Here is a 19,615-nt window from a genome sequence, read left to right on the forward strand (position 1 = left end):
CTATTGTGTTTTTAAAAAAAATATATCATGATTACACCACAATCTCAGTCGTATTTTTCACCTCAGAAATTGTGAATGCACTGTGTGTACTGGCAATATGCTGCAATGCAGTCAGTTTTGTAAGCATAAAATTGCGGTAATCTTCCATATTTTTTACACAAATTTTAAGAATGTAATCATAATCTCCGCTTACATGAAAACATTCAGTAACTTCAGGAAGATCCATTATTTCACGCTCAAACTGCATTACAAAATCTTTTTTATGCTGAGTAAGCCTTACATGACAAAGAACCAGAAATTTGCGGTCAATTTTAGTCTTGTCTACCAAAGCAACATATTTAGAAATCACACCGGAATTTTCCAGTTTTTTGATGCGTTCATAAACCGCTGTCACCGAAAGATTAAGCTTATGGGAGAGTTCTTTAGTAGTCTGTTTACCATCTTTTTGCAAAAACTGAAGCAATTTTTTATCAGTTTCATCAAAATTCATAGAAAAAAATTTTATGTGTTGAATAATTATTCAAATATAATAAACTTTATTTCTACCAAAAACAAAATTATCAGATTTATTTTCTGAATATTTTAAAAATGATTGTTTAAAAGATTGAAATGAGCCATTTTTAAACAAAAAAATATGGATCAATTTAATGCAGCCAACGAAATTCAGGATCTTCAGTATTTTGGTGAATTTGGAGGAGTAAATCCGTCTATTTCAGACAGCTCTACTTATACTTTTCTTTCAGCAAAAACCATGTTTGATACATTTGAAGGTAATGCAGAAGGATGCTATCTTTATTCCCGCCATTCATCCCCGATGAATCTTTATCTTGCACAAGCTTTGGCAAAAATGGAAAATACGGAAGCAGCCAATGTTACTGCTTCGGGAATGGGAGCCATTACTTCTGTACTGATGCAGATCTGCAAAAGCGGAGATCACATTATTTCCAGCAGAACGATTTACGGAGGAACATATGCTTTTATGAAAAATTTTCTTCCTCCTTTCCAGATAGAAACCAGCTTTGTTGACATCGGGAATTTTGAGTCTATCGAAAATGCAATTCAGCCTAATACCAAAATAATCTACTGCGAAAGTGTAAGCAACCCGCTTCTTGAAGTGGCAGACCTTAGAAAGCTTTCGGAAATCTGTAAAAAGCATAATCTTAAACTGATTGTTGACAATACTTTTTCACCGCTTTCTATTTCTCCTACTCTTTTGGGAGCAGATATTGTTATTCATTCTTTAACGAAATTCATCAACGGAAGCAGCGATACTGTAGGCGGTGTTTATTGTGGAAGCCAGCAGTTTATAGACGACACAAAAAATGTAAACAACGGAGCCTGTATGCTTTTGGGACCAACCATGGACAGCTTTCGCTCGGCAAGTATTCTTAAAAACCTGAGAACACTTCATATTAGAATGAAGCAGCACAGCCATAATGCTTTATATCTTGCTCAAAAATTTGAAGAAGATGGTCTGAAGGTTTCATATCCGGGCTTAAAATCCCATAAAAACCATGACCTGATGAAAAGTATGATGCATGAAGAATACGGTTTTGGAGGACTTTTAACTTTGGATGCAGGAACTACCGATAAAGCCAATGAGCTGATGGAGCTGATGCAGAAAGAAAACCTGGGGTATCTGGCGGTAAGCTTAGGATTTTATAAAACATTATTCTCCTGTTCCGGAAGTTCTACTTCTTCTGAAATTCCTGAAGAAGAAAGAGAGGCGATGGGAATCTCTGACGGACTCATCCGATTCTCTATAGGTTTGGATCACGACATACACCGCACTTATGAAAAAATGAAAGAATGCATGCTGAAAACAGGCGTTCTCAACCATGAAACATCATCCATATTCTAATTATTTGTTGATAAAAGCTGTCTTAAAGGCAGCTTTTATTGTTTTTTAGAATGAGCTTTTTATTTTAGTTCAATGACAAATCTATCTAATCCTTATGAAAATGGGTAGGAAAAGCGTCTTCGGGTTTCTTTCTGAAAATATTCAATAAAATCCAGGATTTTAAAAATCCATATCCGTAAGAAAACATCTGAACATAAGTAGACATTACCGCCATTGCTCCGATGGCAATATTTCTGGTAACCATCATAGCATGAATACAGATCACGAACGTATAAAAACCATAAAATGCCAGTATGATTCCTTTTTTAAAAACAAAATATTCAATAAATCCTAAAATGTATCCTAACAGAAAAAGACTTGGAAAAGCAAAAGAAATCTTTACATAATCCGGATGACGCTGATTAAGAATGGGTCTTGCACAGCCAAACTGATATACCTGCTTTGAAAATCTTCCAAAATCTACTCTTCTTTTATGGTATACTGCAATATCATCAAAAAATGCAGTAGTAAAGCCATTTTCCCAAAGTGTCATTGACAGATCGGGATCCTCTCCTATTCTCATTTCTGAGAAACCTCCTACTTTTTCAAAAACTTCTTTTTTAACCCCCATATTAAAGCTTCTCGGCTGAAATCTGGACACGGATTTTTTACTTCCCCTAATCCCCCCTGTGGTAAAAACCGAAGTCATAGAATATGAAATGGCTTTCTGAATCAGATTGAAACCTTTATGTGCTTTATCTGCTCCTCCAAAAGCATCACATGGAATATTTTCTATATTTTTTTTAATATTTTCAATATAGTCTTTGTCTACAATCACGTCACTGTCTACAAACACAAGCCATTCGCTGGAAGCTCTTTTAGCACCGTAATTTCTTGATAAACCGGGTCCTGAGTTATCTTTTCTGAAATATTTAATGTTTAAAAACTCTTCAAAATTTTTAATTGTAGGTTTCAGATCAATTAATGAACCATCATCCACGATAATAATTTCAAAATCTTTATCCGTTTGTGAGATTAGAGAATTCAGCAGCTCAAAAAGCTCATCTTTTCTGTTGAATATAGCGACGATGATGGAAATGGTTGGTTTCAAATTGAAAATTTTTAAGATTTATTAAATAAAAACGATCCTCTTTTGTAAACGATGTTGATTACATGATATTGTTGAACCAGATTTTTATTTATCTGATTTTCTTTATATAGCTTCCCGAACCGGATGCTGTTAAAAGATAAGTATGTTTCTTCTGTAAAGAATCCAGCACTTCTATTTCCGCAGTATTTTCCTTTTGAGAATCGTAATTATTTACATCAAATACAACCGCAGCATTGATTCCGGAATTGATCCTAAAAGGAAAAGTTGTTATCCATTTAATATCATTTTTAATATTTTTAATACTAAGTACTGTTGCCGATGCACCTGAATTTTTGAAGTAAGCCAAACCATTTTTATTTCCTGAATCGCTCATTGATGTAGAAATCTGAACAGTTATATTGGGTCTACTTAAATCATACACATCTGTTATTTGATATTGAATTCCTGAATTAAAAAAATCCATTGTTTTTAAAGACTCATAAAGCTCTTCTCTATTTTTAGGAAAATTTTTCACAAGTTCCTGTTTATTAATGGTGAAAATCTGCGCTGTATCTTTTTGCTGATTATAATAATATCTTGCCTGATCGTAAGATGTTTCTGAGAAAAATTCAGCCGTAAGCCTTTTTACGGTAATTATATTTCCTTCAATTGTTTCAACTTTGAAACCGTAGTTCTTTATATTACCATAATAATCCTTCGCTTTTATTACAAAAATTTGGTTGGTATTCGGGTTTTTAATTTCGGATTCAAGATATTTTACTTTTTCATCCATTATGTTCTGGTAATCAATTTTTGACTGATACTTCTGATAATATTTTTTGCCGAAGTACATTGCAAAAAGGTAGATAATAACTAAAGGAAGAATCAAAAATAATTTGTTTGCTTTAAATTCTGTCGTTTTCTCTTTCACGACGTATGTTTCTGAAAGCGAATCATGCCATCCTCTTTTCCCTAAAAATGAAAATGCATTAAAAGGTATATTCCTGCAAAGGGTTCTTAAAAAAATTGTGGAAGAATCAGGACTTTTGGCTTTGGAATTTACCACTCTGGATTCAGTTAAAAATTTTCCTGGAGTGGCTCCGAAAAGAATTTCCGATACCGGAAAATAGATAAAGAAAGCTATTAAAATAATGAGATATAAAGACCATCTACTCCTGAAAAAAAATTCAACACCAGAACCTTCTGTCAGCAAATTATTTTTTGAAATCCAGTATCCTGCATTTATGATTATAGGTATGATGATTAAGGCTATGATTAGAAGATCTATAATCCAGTGAACAAAACGCTGCCATTTTCCGGTATCGGTTATGATCGTCTTTGTTTCAGTAACGGTAATATCAATTTCTTTCTGCGACTTTATTAATTTTAGAGTATAGTAACTCAATCCTATTATAATCAGCAAAACCAAAAACCCATAAACGGAATAAAAAATAGTCCATGAAGAAGCCGATTTCCAATCCATAATAAAGAATTTGTACAGCAAACTTTGAAAAACTGCAAAAATTGCATGTATAAAAATTACCGAAATTACAAAACCAAGCAGTCGGGATTCTCTGCCTTTTGATTTTCTAAATTGCAGACTTCCGGCAAATAATAGAATATAAAACAGAAGATTCCAAATTTCATAATGTTCAAATTTGTCGGTAAAATTAAGATGTAGCGTAGCAAAGTACAGTACTGGCAGTAAGATTTTACCTACGGTAGATTTTGCAAAGCTTACCAAATCTGAATTATCTGAATAAATATTTATCAAAGCACTTATGATGCCTACAATCGAAATCAGCATCGAACTTATCCATACAAATCTATGTTTGTTATTCATGGTAAATTTTTAGTTTTTATGGTTATATTTTAAACCTCCTTCTCAAAATAAAGCATATAATACTTTCCTTTCTCGTCCTGTCCCTGTTCAATCATCTTTCGGTCGCCGTGAATGTAAATATGAAAATTTTTATCTAATTTAATAATACTTTTAAAGTGTCTCTGTGTTTTTTTTACAGCAGCTTCACTGATCGGAAATTCTTCGGCAATATTGATCTGCATATCCTGTTCGTAATCTGTTTTAAAATTATTAAAACTTTCGATGACATGCTCGTCACCCAAAACTTCACTTGTAAAATCATCCAGCTTAAATTCTTCTTTTTCCTTAAAGAATTGAATAGATTTATTCAGAAAATCTGCCTGATCCGCTTTAGAAACTTCAAATTCCTGCGGAAGCTGTTTGGTAATATAATCTTTATATACCATCAAGGCTTCCTGTGTATGAAAATATTCGTCGTCACGTTGTTTTACCTTTAGAAAATCTTCAAACCAATAATACATATCACCGTTTTTATGATTATCAACTACCGAAAGTACATAGCCACTTTCTTTATTGTTGTTGTAAATTAAGGCTGCTTTATCAATTTTAGAAAGACTGATCCCCTGATCTTTTTCGATTTCAAAAGATTCGTTCTGAGGAAAGATTTTCAGGAAAGATTCTCTTTTTTCAGTTTTAAAGATTCCTATTTTGTCTACTTTTTCGGTTCCCTCTCTTTCATCTTCAAAAAAAACGATAAACAGCTCACCACCCTGAACTCTTGGATTTTCTGCGGCATCAAAAAGATGTTTGGCGATGTTCTCAGATTCCCACAAAAACTTAGACTTATCTTCAAAAATTTCAGAAACCGAACTGAAAACAGGATTATTAACCAGATAGGTATCGCTGTAAAACTGATACGTTTCTTCTGTTTTGAATGAACCTAAAAAATAATTCTCAAGCATTTCTGTCGTTCCTTCATCCAGCTGAAGCTCTTCCTGCGAAAGAATAAGAGACTCTCCGTTAATTTTATTTCCTACTCTGTGTACAACTATTTTTGAAAACATTTTTTTTGAATTATATTGGAATGCAAATATATTCAATCTCACCATTAAAACTATTTTCTTGTGTATATGAATTTAATTTAACCAAAATTTCACCCATAAAAATTTCAAAACCTTTACATTTGTGGTCTCAAAAGTTATTTTAATGTTAAGGAAAATTACCATTGCTGCGGTAATATTTTTATCAGCAGCGAATGTCAGTGCTCAGAAAAATAAAAAACCACAGGTAGAAAGACCGAAACTGGTTGTGGGTCTCGTTATCGACCAAATGCGATGGGACTATTTGTACAGATATTATGATAAATACGGAAATGACGGCTTCAAAAGGCTTCTTAATAAAGGTTTTTCCTTCAACAATGTAATGATTCCTTACGTTCCGACGGTTACAGCAATTGGCCACACTTCTATCTATACCGGTTCTGTGCCTTCAATTCATGGAATTGCGGGAAATGACTGGACGGACAAACAAACAGGCAAAAATGTCTACTGTACCGAAGATGCTTATGTAAAAGGAGTGGGAACCAACAGCCAAAAGGTTGGCGGGCATTCTCCAAAAAATCTCTGGAGCACCACCATTACCGATCAATTGAGAATAGCAAGCAATTTCCAATCTAAAGTAGTAGGCGTTTCCCTGAAGGACCGAGCTTCAATTTTACCGGCAGGACACAATCCTACAGGAGCTTTCTGGTTTGATGAAAATACCGGAAATTTTGTGACAAGTTCGTATTATATGAACAGTCTCCCGGATTGGGTAAACAAATTTAATGACAAAAAAATAGCAGAAAAGCTTGTTGCCAACGGATGGAATACTCTTCTTCCCATTGACCAATATACAGAAAGTACAAGAGATGATGTCCCTTGGGAAAGACCTGTTGGAAAGGCAGAAAAACCTGTTTTTCCCTATTCTAATCTGGCAAAAGATTATGCTGAAAATAAAGGCGTTTTAAGGACGACTCCTTTTGGAAATTCCTACACGTTAAGATTTGCGGAAGCCGCCATTGATGGTTATCAGCTTGGAGAAGATTCAATGACCGATTTTCTTGCCATTAATATTGCTTCTACAGATTATGTAGGACACTCGTTTGGGCCTAATGCAATTGAAGTGGAAGATACTTATCTTCGTCTTGATATTGAGCTGGCAAATTTCTTTAAACTGCTCGACAAAAAAGTAGGAGAAGGAAATTACCTCATTTTCCTTTCTGCTGATCATGGTGGAGCTCACGCTGAAGGTTATATGAAAGAAAATAAAATGATGACAGGCTTTTTTGATGACGGGCTGGAAAAAAACCTCGGAGCAGAGCTGGAAGCTAAGTATGCAGCAAGTAAACTGATATTGGGAATTGATAATTACCAGATTTATCTGAATCATGAACTTATCAAAGAAAAAAAGCTTGACGAAGCTGCAATCAAAAAAAGCATCATTGAAAATCTAAATAAAGATCCCCGTGTTTTATATGCGGTAGATTTGAAAGAAGTGGGTTCTGCACCAATTCCTGAACCGATTAAATCAAGAGTGATCAACGGCTACAATTGGCAGAGAAGCGGTGACATTCAGATTATTTCACATGACGGAATGCTTCCAAATTATGCCAAAAAAGGAACTACACATAGTGTCTGGAACTCCTACGACGCTCATATTCCGCTTATTTTTATGGGTTGGAATATTTCACATGGCGAAAGCAATGCGCCTCATTATATGACAGATATTGCTCCTACTCTTGCTCAGTTTTTAAGAATTGAAAATCCAAGCGGAAATGTAGGACAGCCTTTAATGGAAGTTTTAGGAAAATAGTGAGAATGTATATACAATTAATCCCGCAAAGTTTTGCGGGATTTTTTATTCGGTTTCATCTTCATCTTCATCTTCATCTTCATCTTCATCTTCATACTGCTCAAGATAATAAGAAAAAGAAAAGCCTTCCGTTTCATCTTCCAGGTCTTCCAGGGTTGTGAGAAAATCATCAAAATTTTCCAGCTGATCTACGCTCATATTAACAAATTCAAGATGTAATGGCATTTCCAGTTCGCCAGTAATCACATCAGCAAGTGCATCCAAATTATCTCCGAAATAATCAGGAAGTTTTATTTTCTCTTTAAGCTGGGTATAAAAATCTTCATCATCTCCTATTTCTGTAAAGTCGATATATACTGTATTCATTAATCAAATTATTTTTGCAAAATTAAGCGTTTATGCCCTATTTATTACTATTTCTTTTCAAAACTCCTATAATGATCTTTCGTTAAATAAACATCGCCGTTTACAGTGAAAACAATACGGTCTGCATTTCGGTTTCCACAGTTGTAGTTTACATCCGCCTCTAAATATTTTTCGCCTTTAGGAAGTTTTCCTTCACGATTTCCAAAATAATCTCCGCCAATCGCTTTCCCTGGTAAAACTTCGCACAAATTTCCCTGAGAAGGAATCCAGCCCTGTTGTTTAGCTTTTGATTTGGTAATGTAATAATCGGGAAGATGCTGGTTTTGTTTTACGTAAGAAATAACTGTGTTTTCTTCAGTTAGAGCATCAATATTATGGTTAGAACCGCCCGAGCTTTTAGTTTGCTTATTTTCAAATGGCTTATCATGTTGTATCTTATTTGTTTTATTGTTTTTGATGTCTTCATCTGCAAAGAAATTATTGTAGACAAACATCACAGACATCCCGAAAAGTAATCCGAGACAGGCAAATAAAACAGAACGAATTTTATTGTTCATCATTTTTTGTTTTTAGCTAGTTTAATTTTAAGTTTTTCATGATATTACAATTAAAACTTGTTTTTGATTAATGTAAAACAAAAATATAAAAACCGCTTTCAATAGAAAGCGGTTTCTAAATTTTATTTTAAATTCTTCTTAAAATATCGCAGGATATTTTTGAGGATTTGTTTCGTTAAACATCGCATAGATTTTCTCAACCATATCATCTGCAGAAGGTTTAGAGAAATAGTCTCCGTCACTTGCATAAGCTGGTCTGTGGTCGTTTGCAGAAATCGTTAACGGATCAGAATCTAAGAATCTGAACGCTTTTTGTTTTTCTAAAATCTGCTGAAGAATAAACGCTGAAGTTCCGCCTTCCACATCTTCATCAATGACAACCAGTCTGTTGGTTTTCTTTACAGATTCAGCTATTTCATGTGTTAAATCAAATGGAATTAATGACTGAACATCAATTACTTCCGCAGAAATACCCAACTTCTGTAATTGTTCAGCTGCTTCCATTACAATTCTCCAGGTTGAACCATAAGTTACCAACGTAACATCATTTCCTTCTTTTGTCACTTCTATTTTTCCAACCGGAACAGTGAATTCACCCAAGTTATCAGGCTGCTTTTCCTTTAATCTATACCCATTCAGACATTCTACAATTACAGCCGGATCATCACTTTGAAGCATTGTATTATAGAATCCGGCAGCTTTGGTTAAGTTTCTAGGAACTAATACCAAGATCCCTTTAGAAAGATTCAGAATTCCCGCCATTGGCGAACCAGAATGCCAAACACCTTCTAATCTGTGTCCTCTTGTTCTGATGATTACAGGAGCTTTCTGACCACCTTTTGTTCTGTACTGAACGGTTGCCAAATCATCGCTCATTCCCTGTAAACAGTATAAAATATAATCAAGATACTGGATTTCAGCGATTGGTCTTAAACCTCTCATTGCCATTCCGATTCCCTGTCCTAGAATGGTCGCTTCACGGATTCCTGTATCTGCAACACGGATTTCACCATATTTTTCCTGCATTCCTTCCAGCCCCTGGTTTACATCACCGATATTTCCGGCATCTTCACCAAATACCAAAGTTTCTGGATATTTCTCGAAAATTTTATCAAAATTATTTCTGATAACGACTCTACCATCCACTGTTTCAGAATGATCTGAGAAAACAGGTTTTATTTCTTTCACATTTTCAGCTTTCCATTGAGACTGAGAATATAAATGAGACGAATAATTATCTTTTTCAACTTCAAAAATCTCGTTATACTTCTGCATCAGTTGGTTTCTTTCCGCAGAATTTGCTCCTCTTGTTGCCAGTAAAGATGTTCTCACCAAATGGAAAACGTCTTTTTTAGCTTTTGAAACCAACTTATTAAACTGATTGATATAATTTTCAATCTCAGTATTCTGACCTTTAAGATTTTCAACTAAAGGCAAAACTGAACTCATTAAGTCAGTAATTGTTTTCTGGTAGCTTTCCCAAGCCTGCTTTTGCCCGGCTTTCACTGTTTTTTTAGCTTCCTCATCAATCGCATCCAATTCGTCGGCAGTTGCTAAAACCTCTTCTTTGCCGTCAATTTCGATGGAATAATTTAATATCCATTCTTTAAATTTCAATAATCCGTCAAACTGAGATTCCCAAGCTAATCGCTCTTCGTTTTTATATCTTTCGTGAGAACCGGATGTAGAGTGACCCTGAGGCTGTGTCACTTCAATTACGTGTACTACTACCGGAACACTTTCTACTCTTGCAAACTGCTCTGCCTTTGCATAAGCATCCAATAAAGACGGATAATCCCAAGCTTTTACCTGAATAATTTCACATCCCTGAAATTCACCTTCTTTTCTCTGGAAACCACTTAACATTTCAGAAATATCTGCTTTCGCTCTCTGCTTCATTGTCGGAACCGAAATTCCGTAACCATCATCCCAGATAGAAACAATCATCGGAACCTGAAGCGCACATGCCGCATTGAGTGTTTCCCAGAAATGACCTTCTGCGGTAGAAGCATCACCAATGGTTCCGAAAGCAATCTCATTACCGTCTTTTGAAAACTTCTCGGAACCGTCAAATTTTACGGTTTTATATATTTTTGACGCCTGAGCTAAACCTAACAATCTTGGCATTTGCCCTGCAGTAGGAGAAATATCTGATGAAATATTCTTTTGAGCCGTTAGATCTTTCCAGCTTCCGTCCTCATTTAAACTTCTTGTGGCAAAGTGACCGTTCATCTGTCTTCCTGCTGAAGCAGGTTCTCTTTCCACACTTGTATCTGCATACAGCTGCGCAAAGAAACTTTCAACAGATAACGCATTTACAGCCAATGCAAAAGTCTGATCTCTATAATATCCCGAACGGAAGTCTCCATCTCTGAAAACTTTTGCCATCGCAAGCTGCGGAAGCTCTTTACCATCCCCGAAAATACCAAATTTAGCCTTTCCGGTAAGCACTTCTCTTCTTCCCAAATAGGACATTTCACGAGAAATCCTTCCTAATTTATAATCTTCAAGTATCTGATTTTTAAAGTCCTGAAAGGAAATTTGCTGAGTTTCAATATAGGTTGTCTGCATAGCCAAATATTAAATATTTTTTATTTTGAAGTATTTTGCTAATATACACTTTTTAAATTAATTTTAATTTTCAATAATATTTTTTAAAAATTTGATAATAAAAATTTTTGTGATTATCTTAGAATAAAATTGTAACATGGAAAAGAAATCGGGTCATATTCTGAATGCATCCAGCAATCTTTTAGGATTTTCTTTGGTGATTATCACGTCACTCAAAATATCAAAAGTCAGCTACAGTACTCATCTGGATGAATTTGCAGGAATTGCATGCTTACTTTTTGCATTCAGCTGCTTTTTCTCTTTTCTGTCTATACGCACAGCTAAAGACAAGCTCAGAAACAGATTTGAAACTATTGCGGATTATTTATTTTTAACTGCTTTATTTTGCATAGTTTTAGCAGTTATTATCGTGACAATGAAAATTATTTAATCTAAAATTTCCTTTCGATCACATAATCCAACATCAGATTCAATGATTTTTTAGGTTCAGAATCAGGAAATTCGTCGAGAATATTTTTTGCTTTCTGCTGAAAATCTTTCATTACTTTAATAGCATAATCCAGACCTCCGGAACTTTTCACAAAAGCAATCAGCTCTTTTACTCTTTTCTGATCGTTGTTGTAACGTTTTATCGTATTAAAATAATATTTCCGGTCGGTTTCATTGGCAGTTTTCAAAGTATGAATCAATGGCAAAGTCATTTTCTGTTCTTTGATGTCAATTCCGACAGGTTTTCCGATAACATTTGAACTCAGATAATCAAAAAGATCATCTTTGATCTGGAATGCCATTCCGGTAAAAGTTCCGAAATCCATCATTTTTTTTGCCAGACTTTCATCTGCTCCGTTTGATAATGCTCCTATTTCGCAGCATGCAGCAATTAAAGTGGCTGTTTTCTGTCGGATAATTTCGTAATAAACCTCTTCTGTAATATCCAGTTTTCTGGCTTTTTCCAACTGAAGCAGTTCACCTTCGGACATTTCTCTGATTGTTCTGGAAATCACGGAAAGCAAATCGTAATCTTTATGGTCTGTAGACAGTAAAACCGCTTTTGAAAGCAGAAAATCCCCTACTAAAACGGCTATTTTATTTTTCCATAATGCATTGATAGAAAAGAAATTTCGCCTTTTAAAACTTTCGTCAACCACATCGTCATGTACCAAGGTTGCCGTGTGAATCAGCTCAATCATCGAAGCTCCGCGATAGGTTTTCTCATTAACATCACCAATGAGTTTAGCACAGAGAAACACAAACATCGGGCGCATCTGCTTCCCTTTTGTCGTAACGATAAAACGGGTGACTTTATCCAGTAAAGCTACTTTGCTCTGCATAGATTCGTAAAACTTCTCCTCGAAAAGTTTCATTTCCTCATTGATGGGTCGTTTGATTTCTTCTACAATGTTTGCCACGAAGTAAGAATGATGGGTGATTGTTGATTAATTCCCACAAAGATAATCGTTTTCGGGCAATTTTAACATAAATTAATTTGAAAGTCCGGTTTAATGCCCAAAATTAGTGTGGCAAAATTTAATTAACAGTTCGCTCCTACGGAGCTTCATACTCATCCATCAGTATTTCAGTTTATTTTTCGGAATAAAATACAAACTTTGCTTTTCGCCACCGAGCGGGGAACGGAATTTTTCTCCGGAAATATAGATTCCGTTTTCGTCCACTGCAATTCCTTCAATCTGACCAATTGACAAAGCACTGCCGAGAAAATATCGCTTAGGATTTTCATTAAAAAAAATTCCTGACTTCGTTTCATTAAAAATTTCCAGAAAAACTTCGGTTTTCTTTGTATAGCCGATTAAATATAACTTTTTATCAAAATAAGAAGCATCCGTTACCAAAAAATTGGTTTTGAAAGCTTCAAGTTTTATGGCTTTCTGCTTGCCTGAAGTTTCGGGATCAATGACATAATGAGAAGTTGCTTTTGAAGACCATTCTTTGGTAAAGAGGTGAATTTTACCATTAAGATAAATCATGGCTTCCGCATCAAAATCAGTTGAGCCATTTTTGGAGGAAAAATCGTTTTGTTCGGGATATTCAAAGGCAATAATCTTAATAGAATCGTTCTGAACAGCATTATCCGAAAAAGATACCTGATAAATTTTCAGATCTTTTCTTGTTCCTGCGTTGTTGCCAAAATCTCCAATGTAGAGGTTTTTCCCGTCATTGGTAAGAGCTTCCCAGTCTTTATTTTCAGCATTAATTTTAAAACTACTGACCATTTTACCGGTTTTGGGATCCAATTCAAAGATTTCTGGAGTATTTCCGCTGTCGTTGAAGGTGTATAATTTTGTGTTGAAAATATTTAATCCTGAAGTTTCCTGAATCTTTTCGTTTAATTCAGCAACTCTGTACTTTTTGATTTTGAAAATTGTTGCCTGTTGAGAGAATACACTACCCGAAATCATTATCGCAAAAAGGAAAAAAATCTTTTTCATCAGGTAAAATTAGCGATTTTCAGATTATGCGCATAAGTTCCAAACCTTTTGGGTTTATTCAAACCAAATGTAGCTTATTCTTCAATCGTTCTGAAAGTCAGATTAACTCTTGGAGTTTTTACTTTTGTTGTGGGTGGCAATCGGTGAAGCCAGTTTTCCTGAGTTGTCCCTTTCATGACCAGTAAACTTCCATTTTCTAGCAGAATATCGATTCTTTCTTTTGATACTTTGTGTTTAAAGGAGAATTTTCTTGCAGCTCCGAAAGTTAACGATGCGATGGCTCCGTGTTTTTTCAGATCTTTTTCACCATCGCTGTGATATGCCATTCCTTCGCTTCCGTCGTGATATAAATTCAAGAGACATGAATTATAGGTTTCTCCCGAAACTTTTTCGCATTTTTGTTTTAGTTCCAGTAATTCCGGAGTCCAGAGTTTTGCATATTTCGTGCGGTTAGAATACGTATATTCAAATTCTTTTTCACCAAACCATGCAACTTTTCTTTTGGTATAAATAAGCTTTCCGAAAATCACTGCCTCATCATTTTCCCACGGAATTTGATTGAATAGATACTGATAATACTTTTCGCATTCTTCGTCAGAAAAAATCTTTCCATAATATTCTGTTACTCCGTCTTTCGGAAGAATATTGATGGGGAAATTTTGTATATCTTCGAATAGATTATTCATATTAAAATAAAATTAATTACCTATAAAATATTTTTCTAAATCAACTTATCAGAATAAATTTTCACACTTTCCCAACCAATCATCATCCGTTTTCTGTCGCTTCCCCAGATATACCCTCCTATTTTTCCGGTTGACTGAATCACTCTGTGACACGGGATCAAAAACGCAACAGGATTACTGCCAATTGCTGTTCCTACTGCTCTTGAAGCTTTTGGAGTTCCGATTTCTCTGGCTAAATTTCCGTAAGTCGACAGTTTTCCCATAGGAATCGTTAATAAACTTTCCCAAACCTTGAGTTGAAAATCTGTTCCTTTCAGATGAAGCTTTATCGCTCCCAGTTCTGACCAGTCTTTTGTAAAAATAGACAAAGCATTTTGCTGAAACTCATCCTGTTTTTCAAAAAAAGATGCATTGGGAAATTTATTAACTAAATCTCTCAATGCATTTTCTTTATTTTCGGTGAAAGCCATGAAACAGACTCCTTTTTCGGTAGAAGCCGTAATGATTTCACCAAAAGGACTTTCGGAAAAACTGTAATTGATTTTCAGGTTTTTTCCGCCGTTTTTATATTCTGCAGGAGACATTCCTTCAATTTTCACAAACAAATCGTGCAGTCTGCTTGTACTTGAAAGTCCTGTTTCTAATGCAACATCAAATAAGGTCGCTTTTTCTTCTTTCAATAAACTTTTTGCGTGTTCCAGACTGATGAACTGCAAAAATTTTTTCGGACTTGTTCCTGCCCAATCTGTAAATATTTTCTGAAAATGAGCCGGACTCAGATTTACTTTCTCCGCCACCTCATCCAGATTAGGCTGAAGTTTAAAATTGCTCCGGATATAGTCTATCGCTTTCGCAATTCTCTGGTAATCTATTTGATCTTGTACAGACATTTTCATTTGTTTTACATCACAAATTTCCAAAGAAAAATCCGAAGAAAAAATCCGTTTCCTGCGGAATTTTAATCTCTGTTGATGTGATAATATGCCAACATTTTATAATACAACTTTGCAGCTAAGAAAGCACTTGGTTTAGAATATGAAGAATCCATCAATTCAACAATATCAAAAGCAACAACATTGCATTTTTCAAAAACTTTTCTTAATAATTCCAAAGTCGGATACCATTGTAAACCACCCGGTTCCGGAGTTCCTGTAGAAGGTGCAATGGAAGGATCAAAAGCATCTAAATCAATGGTAATATAAACGTTACCCGAAACTTTTTCCAAAACATCATTTATCCAGTTTTCGTTATTGGCAATTTCGTGAGCAAAAAACACTCTTCCTTCCGGTAAATACTGATTTTCTTCAGCATCCATTGAGCGAATTCCCACCTGTACCAAATTATGCTTCTGATTAGCTTCAAAAACCGCACACGCATGATTAGAAGTAGAACCGTGGAATTCCGGACGAAGATCTGTATGGGCATCTAACTGTAAAACCGTAAGATTTTCAAACTTCTCTCCAACTGCACGAATCGAACCGATAGAAACAGAATGCTCCCCTCCGAAAAGTGTAAACAATTTATCGGTTGCCAAAAGTTCTTTTGTTTTCTGATAAACCGCTTCAGTCATGGCTTCAGGACTTGAGTTTTCAGAAACTTCTCCCGCCATGTAAACTCCTTCAAGATAAGGCTCTGTTCCTGTTTCAATGTCGTACAGCTCCATGTTTTCAGAAGCATCCAGAAACAATTCCGGACCTTTGTCTGCGCCTTTTCCCCAGGTTGAGGTTCCGTCGTAAGGAACGGTTACCAAAACTACTTTTGAATTTTCCAACGAAGCATTCTCTTCAGGAATTCCTGCGTATGTTTTCATAATTTATAATTAAAAAATTAAATGATTTAAAGATTAAAAGATTTCGCCAAAGATACAAAGAAGTTCGGAGATTGGCTGACTGCAGAACTTTGCAGAGCTTATTTATAAAAATGAAAAACATAGAATATCTCCTAATTCAGAAATTATATCTTTTGCCTTTTTCATCTTTTGATTTAAGCTGATCATGTTTTAGCAACTTATAAACTAACATATCAGGGAAGAACTTCAATTAATAATTAGAAAAAAACTATAAATTTGCAAAAAAAGCATTATTATTAAATATGATTAGCATCATAATTGTATATGATCATTTTTTTCAAAAAAATTTACAATAAAAAATTACTATTTGTTTACACAAATTTTTAAAAGACTGTTTCCTCACCATCTCTTTGAAGCAATTTTACAAAGTGTTTCATGCTATTAAATAATTTATATCTCTGAAGAAAAGCCGAATTCATAAAAAACAAATAACAACATAAGCAAAAAAAATAATTCAAAATCTTATGATTAAAATCTGTACTCTCTTATTTAGTTTCTCAGGCATTTTCCTATATTCTCAAGTAGGGATCAATACTCAGTCTCCTTCGGGAATATTCCATGTGGATGCAGCAAAAGACAATCCTTCTACAGGAATACCCAATGCCGCTCAACAAACCAATGATTTTATCATCACCAATGACGGCAAAGTAGGAATAGGAAATATTTCTCCAACATCTAAACTGGAAGTTGACGGCTCATCAACCAATAAATCTGCATACAATGCCGGCAGCAGCAATATCATAGATTTTTCAAAAAGTAATCTTGCCTATACATCAGCCAGCGCAGGAGCGTTTACATTAAATAATATCAAAGACGGTGGTACTTATACACTGAGTGTGAGAGGTACAACAAGCGGAAATTCAAATTTTACATCTTCCGGTTTTACATTTAAATCAGTAAACAATAACACAACGATAGCGAATACCCATACGCTTTATACCTTCTTAGTGATAGGAGATATTGTTTATGTGTATTGTGTAAGAGGACTATAAACAGAAGTAAAATCATGAAAAATAAAAATAAGCTTATTGCTTTAGTGGTTCTTTTGGGTCAATACTGCCTTTTGAATGCACAAATGTCCGGAACTCCCATATTTCCTTTAAAAGAATTGAGAAATATGTTTGGCGGAACCGCCACGGAACTCGCCTACTCAGCAGTAAAAACAGCAGACGGAGGACATATAGCAGCAGGAAGCACCACCTCATCGAACGGCGACGTGACAGGTCATCAGGGAAATCAGGATTTTTGGGTGACAAAATTTGACAAAAAAGGAAATCTGCAATGGCAGAAAACTTTTGGAGGAAGCGGAGACGATCAGGCAAGAAGCATCATTACAACCTCAGACGGAGGATATGCCATAACCGGGAATACTTCTTCCAATGATGGAAACATTTCTTTAAATCAGGGAGATTATGATTACTGGGTAGTAAAAATTGACGCTTCAGGAAATTTACAATGGCAAAAAACATACGGAGGTTCCGGAAATGATATGGCATATTCTATCATTCAGAGTCCAGACGGAACATACGCTGTTACAGGACAATCCAGCTCAAACAACGGAAACGTAACAGGAAATCTGGGCGGACATGATTTCTGGATCGTGAAACTCGACAATACCGGAAATATACTTTGGGAAAAATCTGTTGGTACTTCCAGTACGGAAAGTTCCCTTTCTATCATCAATTCTTCTACTAACGGATTCATTGTTTCCGGCTACACTTATCCACCCAACGGATTCCCAGATTTTTTCATTACAAAACTCAGCGCTTCGGGAACTGTGGAATGGCAAAGAACTTACGGCGGAAGCAACACTGAAATTTGCACACAAATTATCTCTTCTTCTGATGGAGGTTATGTAGCAGCAGGATACACTGATTCTAACGATGGCAACATCACCTCCAATCATGGTTCATACGATTTCTGGCTATTAAAAATAGACGAATCCGGCAATATACAATGGCAAAAAACATACGGAGGAACGGGAGATGATCGTGCATATTCTGTAATCCAGACATCAGACGGAGGATACGCTATTGGAGGAAGCAGTACATCTAATGACGGCGATGTGGTAAGCAACCACAGTCTTATGGATTTCTGGATCGTTAAAGTTAGCAACACCGGTGTTATACAGTGGAATAAAAACATTGGAGGAAACGGTAATGATCAATGCAATTCAATAATTCAGGAGACAAATAGCGATTACATTGTCACAGGATTTTCAAACTCCGCAACCGGAGAAATTGCAAGACCTGTTCGGGGAGCAACAGATTTTCTGGTGGTAAGACTTAGTAGTGTAGGAGAATTCAAACCTTATTGGGATGATAGTTTGTAAATAAAAATTCTCGATTATGGGAAACCATAATTGTTGTTGGATTTGTTTTTTTATATTTGAAATTATAATTGGGATTGGCGCAGTACGTCAATTCAAAATTTATCTGATATTTACTGAATCATAAAGAAGAAGAATTAAATAACAAAATAAGAATTATGGCTAAAATTTTAAGTATTTTTAATAATAAAGGAGGAGTTGGAAAAACAACTTATATGTATCATGTTGCACATTTGTTGGCGAGAAAAAATAAAAAAGTCTTAATGGTAGATTGTGATAGTCAATGTAATTTGACTTCTTACACAATGGAAAATGAAGACATTGAAGATGCTTGGAAAGATGGTGGAAATAGCATATTTAAAATCATAGAGCCAGTTTACGAAGGAATTGGGGATTTTAATAGATTAAGTCCATTTACAGTTGAAGAAAATTTATATTTAGTTCCGGGAGACTTAAATTTATCACTATACGAAGACAGATTGGGAGATACTTGGAATAGTGCAAAAGGGGGAAGCAGACCAGATTTACGAATTCAAACTTCAATATTTAGATATATTGATTGGTGCATATCTGAATTAGAAATAGACCTTGTTTTAGTCGATTTGGGACCAAATTTAGGAGCATTAAATAGGTCTGTACTAGGAGGAAGTGATTATTTTATCACTCCGATAGCTGCCGATTTATTTTCTTTGAAGGGGACTAATAATTTAGGAAATAAACTTGTAATTTGGGCTGAAGAATGGCAACAAATTAGAAATTCAAATCAAGAAAATGGAATTTTAATACCAAACGGTGCACCAGTTTTTTTAGGTTATGTTGTCCAACAGCATAATGTTAGAAACAATACTGAAGGTATGACAAGAGGATGGCAACTATTTGGAAATAAAATTTCAGCTACTATTCAAAATAACATTATAAACCGTCTTTTACCAATTAATCAAGTTCAAGTAAGAGATGATTACAGATTAGGACAAATTCCTAATTTACATAGTTTAATTCCTTACTCATTAAATTCAAAAAAACCTGTTTTTGATTGCACACAAAGAGACGGGCTCAATGGAGCTCATATTACGACAGCCAAAGAAAGTGTTAACCATTTTACTGACATAGTTGAAACAATTTATAATGTAATATAAAAAAACAGCAGTTTGGCTAAATAAAGAATTTATCGCTAAAATTAAGTTAAGTTTTTCAACTGAACTTTA

General features: G+C 35.0%; 18 protein-coding genes. 6 read left to right on the plus strand and 12 right to left on the minus strand.

The window, feature by feature from the left end; genetic code table 11:
- Positions 1–31: 31 nt before the first annotated feature.
- Complete coding sequence (locus FNE73_RS09315) at positions 32–490, minus strand: Lrp/AsnC family transcriptional regulator (protein WP_143884348.1); 459 nt, start codon at positions 488–490, stop codon at positions 32–34.
- A gap of 144 nt (positions 491–634) precedes the next feature.
- Here FNE73_RS09315 and FNE73_RS09320 point away from each other — a divergent pair, with 144 nt between their 5' ends.
- Positions 635–1,861, plus strand: a complete 1,227-nt coding sequence (locus FNE73_RS09320) for an aminotransferase class I/II-fold pyridoxal phosphate-dependent enzyme (RefSeq protein WP_143884349.1) — start codon at positions 635–637, stop codon at positions 1,859–1,861.
- A gap of 85 nt (positions 1,862–1,946) precedes the next feature.
- Here the strand turns inward: FNE73_RS09320 and FNE73_RS09325 are convergent, their stop codons facing one another.
- The 3 genes from FNE73_RS09325 to FNE73_RS09335 form a co-directional block, all read right to left on the minus strand.
- The gene (locus tag FNE73_RS09325) at positions 1,947–2,951 is read right to left on the minus strand and encodes a glycosyltransferase (RefSeq protein ID WP_143884350.1); all 1,005 of its coding nucleotides are present in this window, start codon (positions 2,949–2,951) and stop codon (positions 1,947–1,949) included.
- A gap of 88 nt (positions 2,952–3,039) precedes the next feature.
- Positions 3,040–4,773 (minus strand): RDD family protein, encoded by a 1,734-nt coding sequence (locus FNE73_RS09330; protein ID WP_143884351.1) that lies wholly within the window; start codon positions 4,771–4,773, stop codon positions 3,040–3,042.
- A gap of 29 nt (positions 4,774–4,802) precedes the next feature.
- Positions 4,803–5,816, minus strand: a complete 1,014-nt coding sequence (locus FNE73_RS09335) for a nucleoid-associated protein (RefSeq protein ID WP_130913590.1) — start codon at positions 5,814–5,816, stop codon at positions 4,803–4,805.
- 142 nt (positions 5,817–5,958) lie between these two features.
- Here FNE73_RS09335 and pafA point away from each other — a divergent pair, with 142 nt between their 5' ends.
- Positions 5,959–7,605 carry an alkaline phosphatase PafA gene (gene pafA / locus FNE73_RS09340; protein WP_143884352.1) on the plus strand — a complete coding sequence of 549 codons (1,647 nt, stop codon included), beginning with the start codon at positions 5,959–5,961 and terminating at the stop codon, positions 7,603–7,605.
- A 45-nt stretch (positions 7,606–7,650) separates the two neighbouring features.
- On the opposite strand, the gene FNE73_RS09345 is transcribed toward pafA, so the two are convergent.
- The 3 genes from FNE73_RS09345 to FNE73_RS09355 form a co-directional block, all read right to left on the minus strand.
- Complete coding sequence (locus tag FNE73_RS09345) at positions 7,651–7,971, minus strand: barstar family protein (RefSeq protein ID WP_143884353.1); 321 nt, start codon at positions 7,969–7,971, stop codon at positions 7,651–7,653.
- A gap of 47 nt (positions 7,972–8,018) precedes the next feature.
- The gene (locus FNE73_RS09350; protein WP_143884623.1) at positions 8,019–8,528 is read right to left on the minus strand and encodes a ribonuclease domain-containing protein; all 510 of its coding nucleotides are present in this window, start codon (positions 8,526–8,528) and stop codon (positions 8,019–8,021) included.
- A 138-nt stretch (positions 8,529–8,666) separates the two neighbouring features.
- The gene (locus tag FNE73_RS09355) at positions 8,667–11,099 is read right to left on the minus strand and encodes an alpha-ketoacid dehydrogenase subunit alpha/beta (protein ID WP_143884354.1); all 2,433 of its coding nucleotides are present in this window, start codon (positions 11,097–11,099) and stop codon (positions 8,667–8,669) included.
- Between the two features lie 136 nt (positions 11,100–11,235).
- On the opposite strand from FNE73_RS09355, the gene FNE73_RS09360 reads away from it, so the two are divergent.
- Positions 11,236–11,529 (plus strand): hypothetical protein, encoded by a 294-nt coding sequence (locus FNE73_RS09360; RefSeq protein ID WP_143884355.1) that lies wholly within the window; start codon positions 11,236–11,238, stop codon positions 11,527–11,529.
- A gap of 1 nt (position 11,530) precedes the next feature.
- Here FNE73_RS09360 and FNE73_RS09365 read toward each other — a convergent pair whose 3' ends face one another.
- The 5 genes from FNE73_RS09365 to speB all read right to left on the minus strand — a co-directional run bounded on the left by FNE73_RS09365 (position 11,531) and on the right by speB (position 16,042).
- Entirely contained in the window at positions 11,531–12,508 is a 978-nt protein-coding gene (locus FNE73_RS09365; RefSeq protein ID WP_143884356.1) for a polyprenyl synthetase family protein, read from the minus strand.
- 159 nt (positions 12,509–12,667) lie between these two features.
- Positions 12,668–13,546, minus strand: coding sequence for a hypothetical protein (locus FNE73_RS09370; RefSeq protein WP_143884357.1), 879 nt, complete (start codon positions 13,544–13,546; stop codon positions 12,668–12,670).
- Positions 13,547–13,620: 74 nt separating this feature from the next.
- Positions 13,621–14,232 (minus strand): alpha-ketoglutarate-dependent dioxygenase AlkB family protein, encoded by a 612-nt coding sequence (locus tag FNE73_RS09375; RefSeq protein ID WP_143884358.1) that lies wholly within the window; start codon positions 14,230–14,232, stop codon positions 13,621–13,623.
- A 35-nt stretch (positions 14,233–14,267) separates the two neighbouring features.
- A complete protein-coding gene (locus FNE73_RS09380; protein WP_143884359.1) occupies positions 14,268–15,122 on the minus strand; it encodes a bifunctional helix-turn-helix domain-containing protein/methylated-DNA--[protein]-cysteine S-methyltransferase in 855 nt (284 codons plus the stop codon).
- Positions 15,123–15,190: 68 nt separating this feature from the next.
- A complete protein-coding gene (gene speB, locus FNE73_RS09385) occupies positions 15,191–16,042 on the minus strand; it encodes an agmatinase (protein WP_143884360.1) in 852 nt (283 codons plus the stop codon).
- 503 nt (positions 16,043–16,545) lie between these two features.
- Between speB and FNE73_RS09390 the strand changes: the two genes are divergently transcribed.
- The 3 genes from FNE73_RS09390 (at position 16,546) to FNE73_RS09400 (ending at position 19,546) form a co-directional block, all read left to right on the plus strand.
- Positions 16,546–17,073: a hypothetical protein gene (locus FNE73_RS09390; protein WP_143884361.1), complete on the plus strand. Its 528-nt coding sequence runs from the start codon at positions 16,546–16,548 to the stop codon at positions 17,071–17,073.
- 14 nt (positions 17,074–17,087) lie between these two features.
- A complete protein-coding gene (locus FNE73_RS09395; protein ID WP_143884362.1) occupies positions 17,088–18,413 on the plus strand; it encodes a T9SS C-terminal target domain-containing protein in 1,326 nt (441 codons plus the stop codon).
- 155 nt (positions 18,414–18,568) lie between these two features.
- Complete coding sequence (locus FNE73_RS09400; protein WP_143884363.1) at positions 18,569–19,546, plus strand: ParA family protein; 978 nt, start codon at positions 18,569–18,571, stop codon at positions 19,544–19,546.
- The last annotated feature ends 69 nt before the right edge of the window (positions 19,547–19,615 follow it).

Origin of the sequence: Chryseobacterium binzhouense, from assembly GCF_007474545.1 — a bacterium.
In the GTDB taxonomy this organism is placed as follows: Bacteria; Bacteroidota; Bacteroidia; order Flavobacteriales; family Weeksellaceae; genus Chryseobacterium; species Chryseobacterium binzhouense.

What these genes read in the sequence shown, in the direction of transcription:
- FNE73_RS09315 (WP_143884348.1), bottom strand. Translation starts at nt 490, where the DNA reads ATGAATTTTGATGAAACTGATAAAAAATTGCTTCAGTTTTTGCAAAAA.
- FNE73_RS09320 (WP_143884349.1), top strand. Translation starts at nt 635, where the DNA reads ATGGATCAATTTAATGCAGCCAACGAAATTCAGGATCTTCAGTATTTT.
- FNE73_RS09330 (WP_143884351.1), bottom strand. Translation starts at nt 4,773, where the DNA reads ATGAATAACAAACATAGATTTGTATGGATAAGTTCGATGCTGATTTCG.
- FNE73_RS09335 (WP_130913590.1), bottom strand. Translation starts at nt 5,816, where the DNA reads ATGTTTTCAAAAATAGTTGTACACAGAGTAGGAAATAAAATTAACGGA.
- pafA (WP_143884352.1), top strand. Translation starts at nt 5,959, where the DNA reads ATGTTAAGGAAAATTACCATTGCTGCGGTAATATTTTTATCAGCAGCG.
- FNE73_RS09345 (WP_143884353.1), bottom strand. Translation starts at nt 7,971, where the DNA reads ATGAATACAGTATATATCGACTTTACAGAAATAGGAGATGATGAAGAT.
- FNE73_RS09350 (WP_143884623.1), bottom strand. Translation starts at nt 8,528, where the DNA reads ATGAACAATAAAATTCGTTCTGTTTTATTTGCCTGTCTCGGATTACTT.
- FNE73_RS09355 (WP_143884354.1), bottom strand. Translation starts at nt 11,099, where the DNA reads ATGCAGACAACCTATATTGAAACTCAGCAAATTTCCTTTCAGGACTTT.
- FNE73_RS09360 (WP_143884355.1), top strand. Translation starts at nt 11,236, where the DNA reads ATGGAAAAGAAATCGGGTCATATTCTGAATGCATCCAGCAATCTTTTA.
- FNE73_RS09370 (WP_143884357.1), bottom strand. Translation starts at nt 13,546, where the DNA reads ATGAAAAAGATTTTTTTCCTTTTTGCGATAATGATTTCGGGTAGTGTA.
- FNE73_RS09375 (WP_143884358.1), bottom strand. Translation starts at nt 14,232, where the DNA reads ATGAATAATCTATTCGAAGATATACAAAATTTCCCCATCAATATTCTT.
- FNE73_RS09380 (WP_143884359.1), bottom strand. Translation starts at nt 15,122, where the DNA reads ATGTCTGTACAAGATCAAATAGATTACCAGAGAATTGCGAAAGCGATA.
- speB (WP_143884360.1), bottom strand. Translation starts at nt 16,042, where the DNA reads ATGAAAACATACGCAGGAATTCCTGAAGAGAATGCTTCGTTGGAAAAT.
- FNE73_RS09390 (WP_143884361.1), top strand. Translation starts at nt 16,546, where the DNA reads ATGATTAAAATCTGTACTCTCTTATTTAGTTTCTCAGGCATTTTCCTA.
- FNE73_RS09395 (WP_143884362.1), top strand. Translation starts at nt 17,088, where the DNA reads ATGAAAAATAAAAATAAGCTTATTGCTTTAGTGGTTCTTTTGGGTCAA.
- FNE73_RS09400 (WP_143884363.1), top strand. Translation starts at nt 18,569, where the DNA reads ATGGCTAAAATTTTAAGTATTTTTAATAATAAAGGAGGAGTTGGAAAA.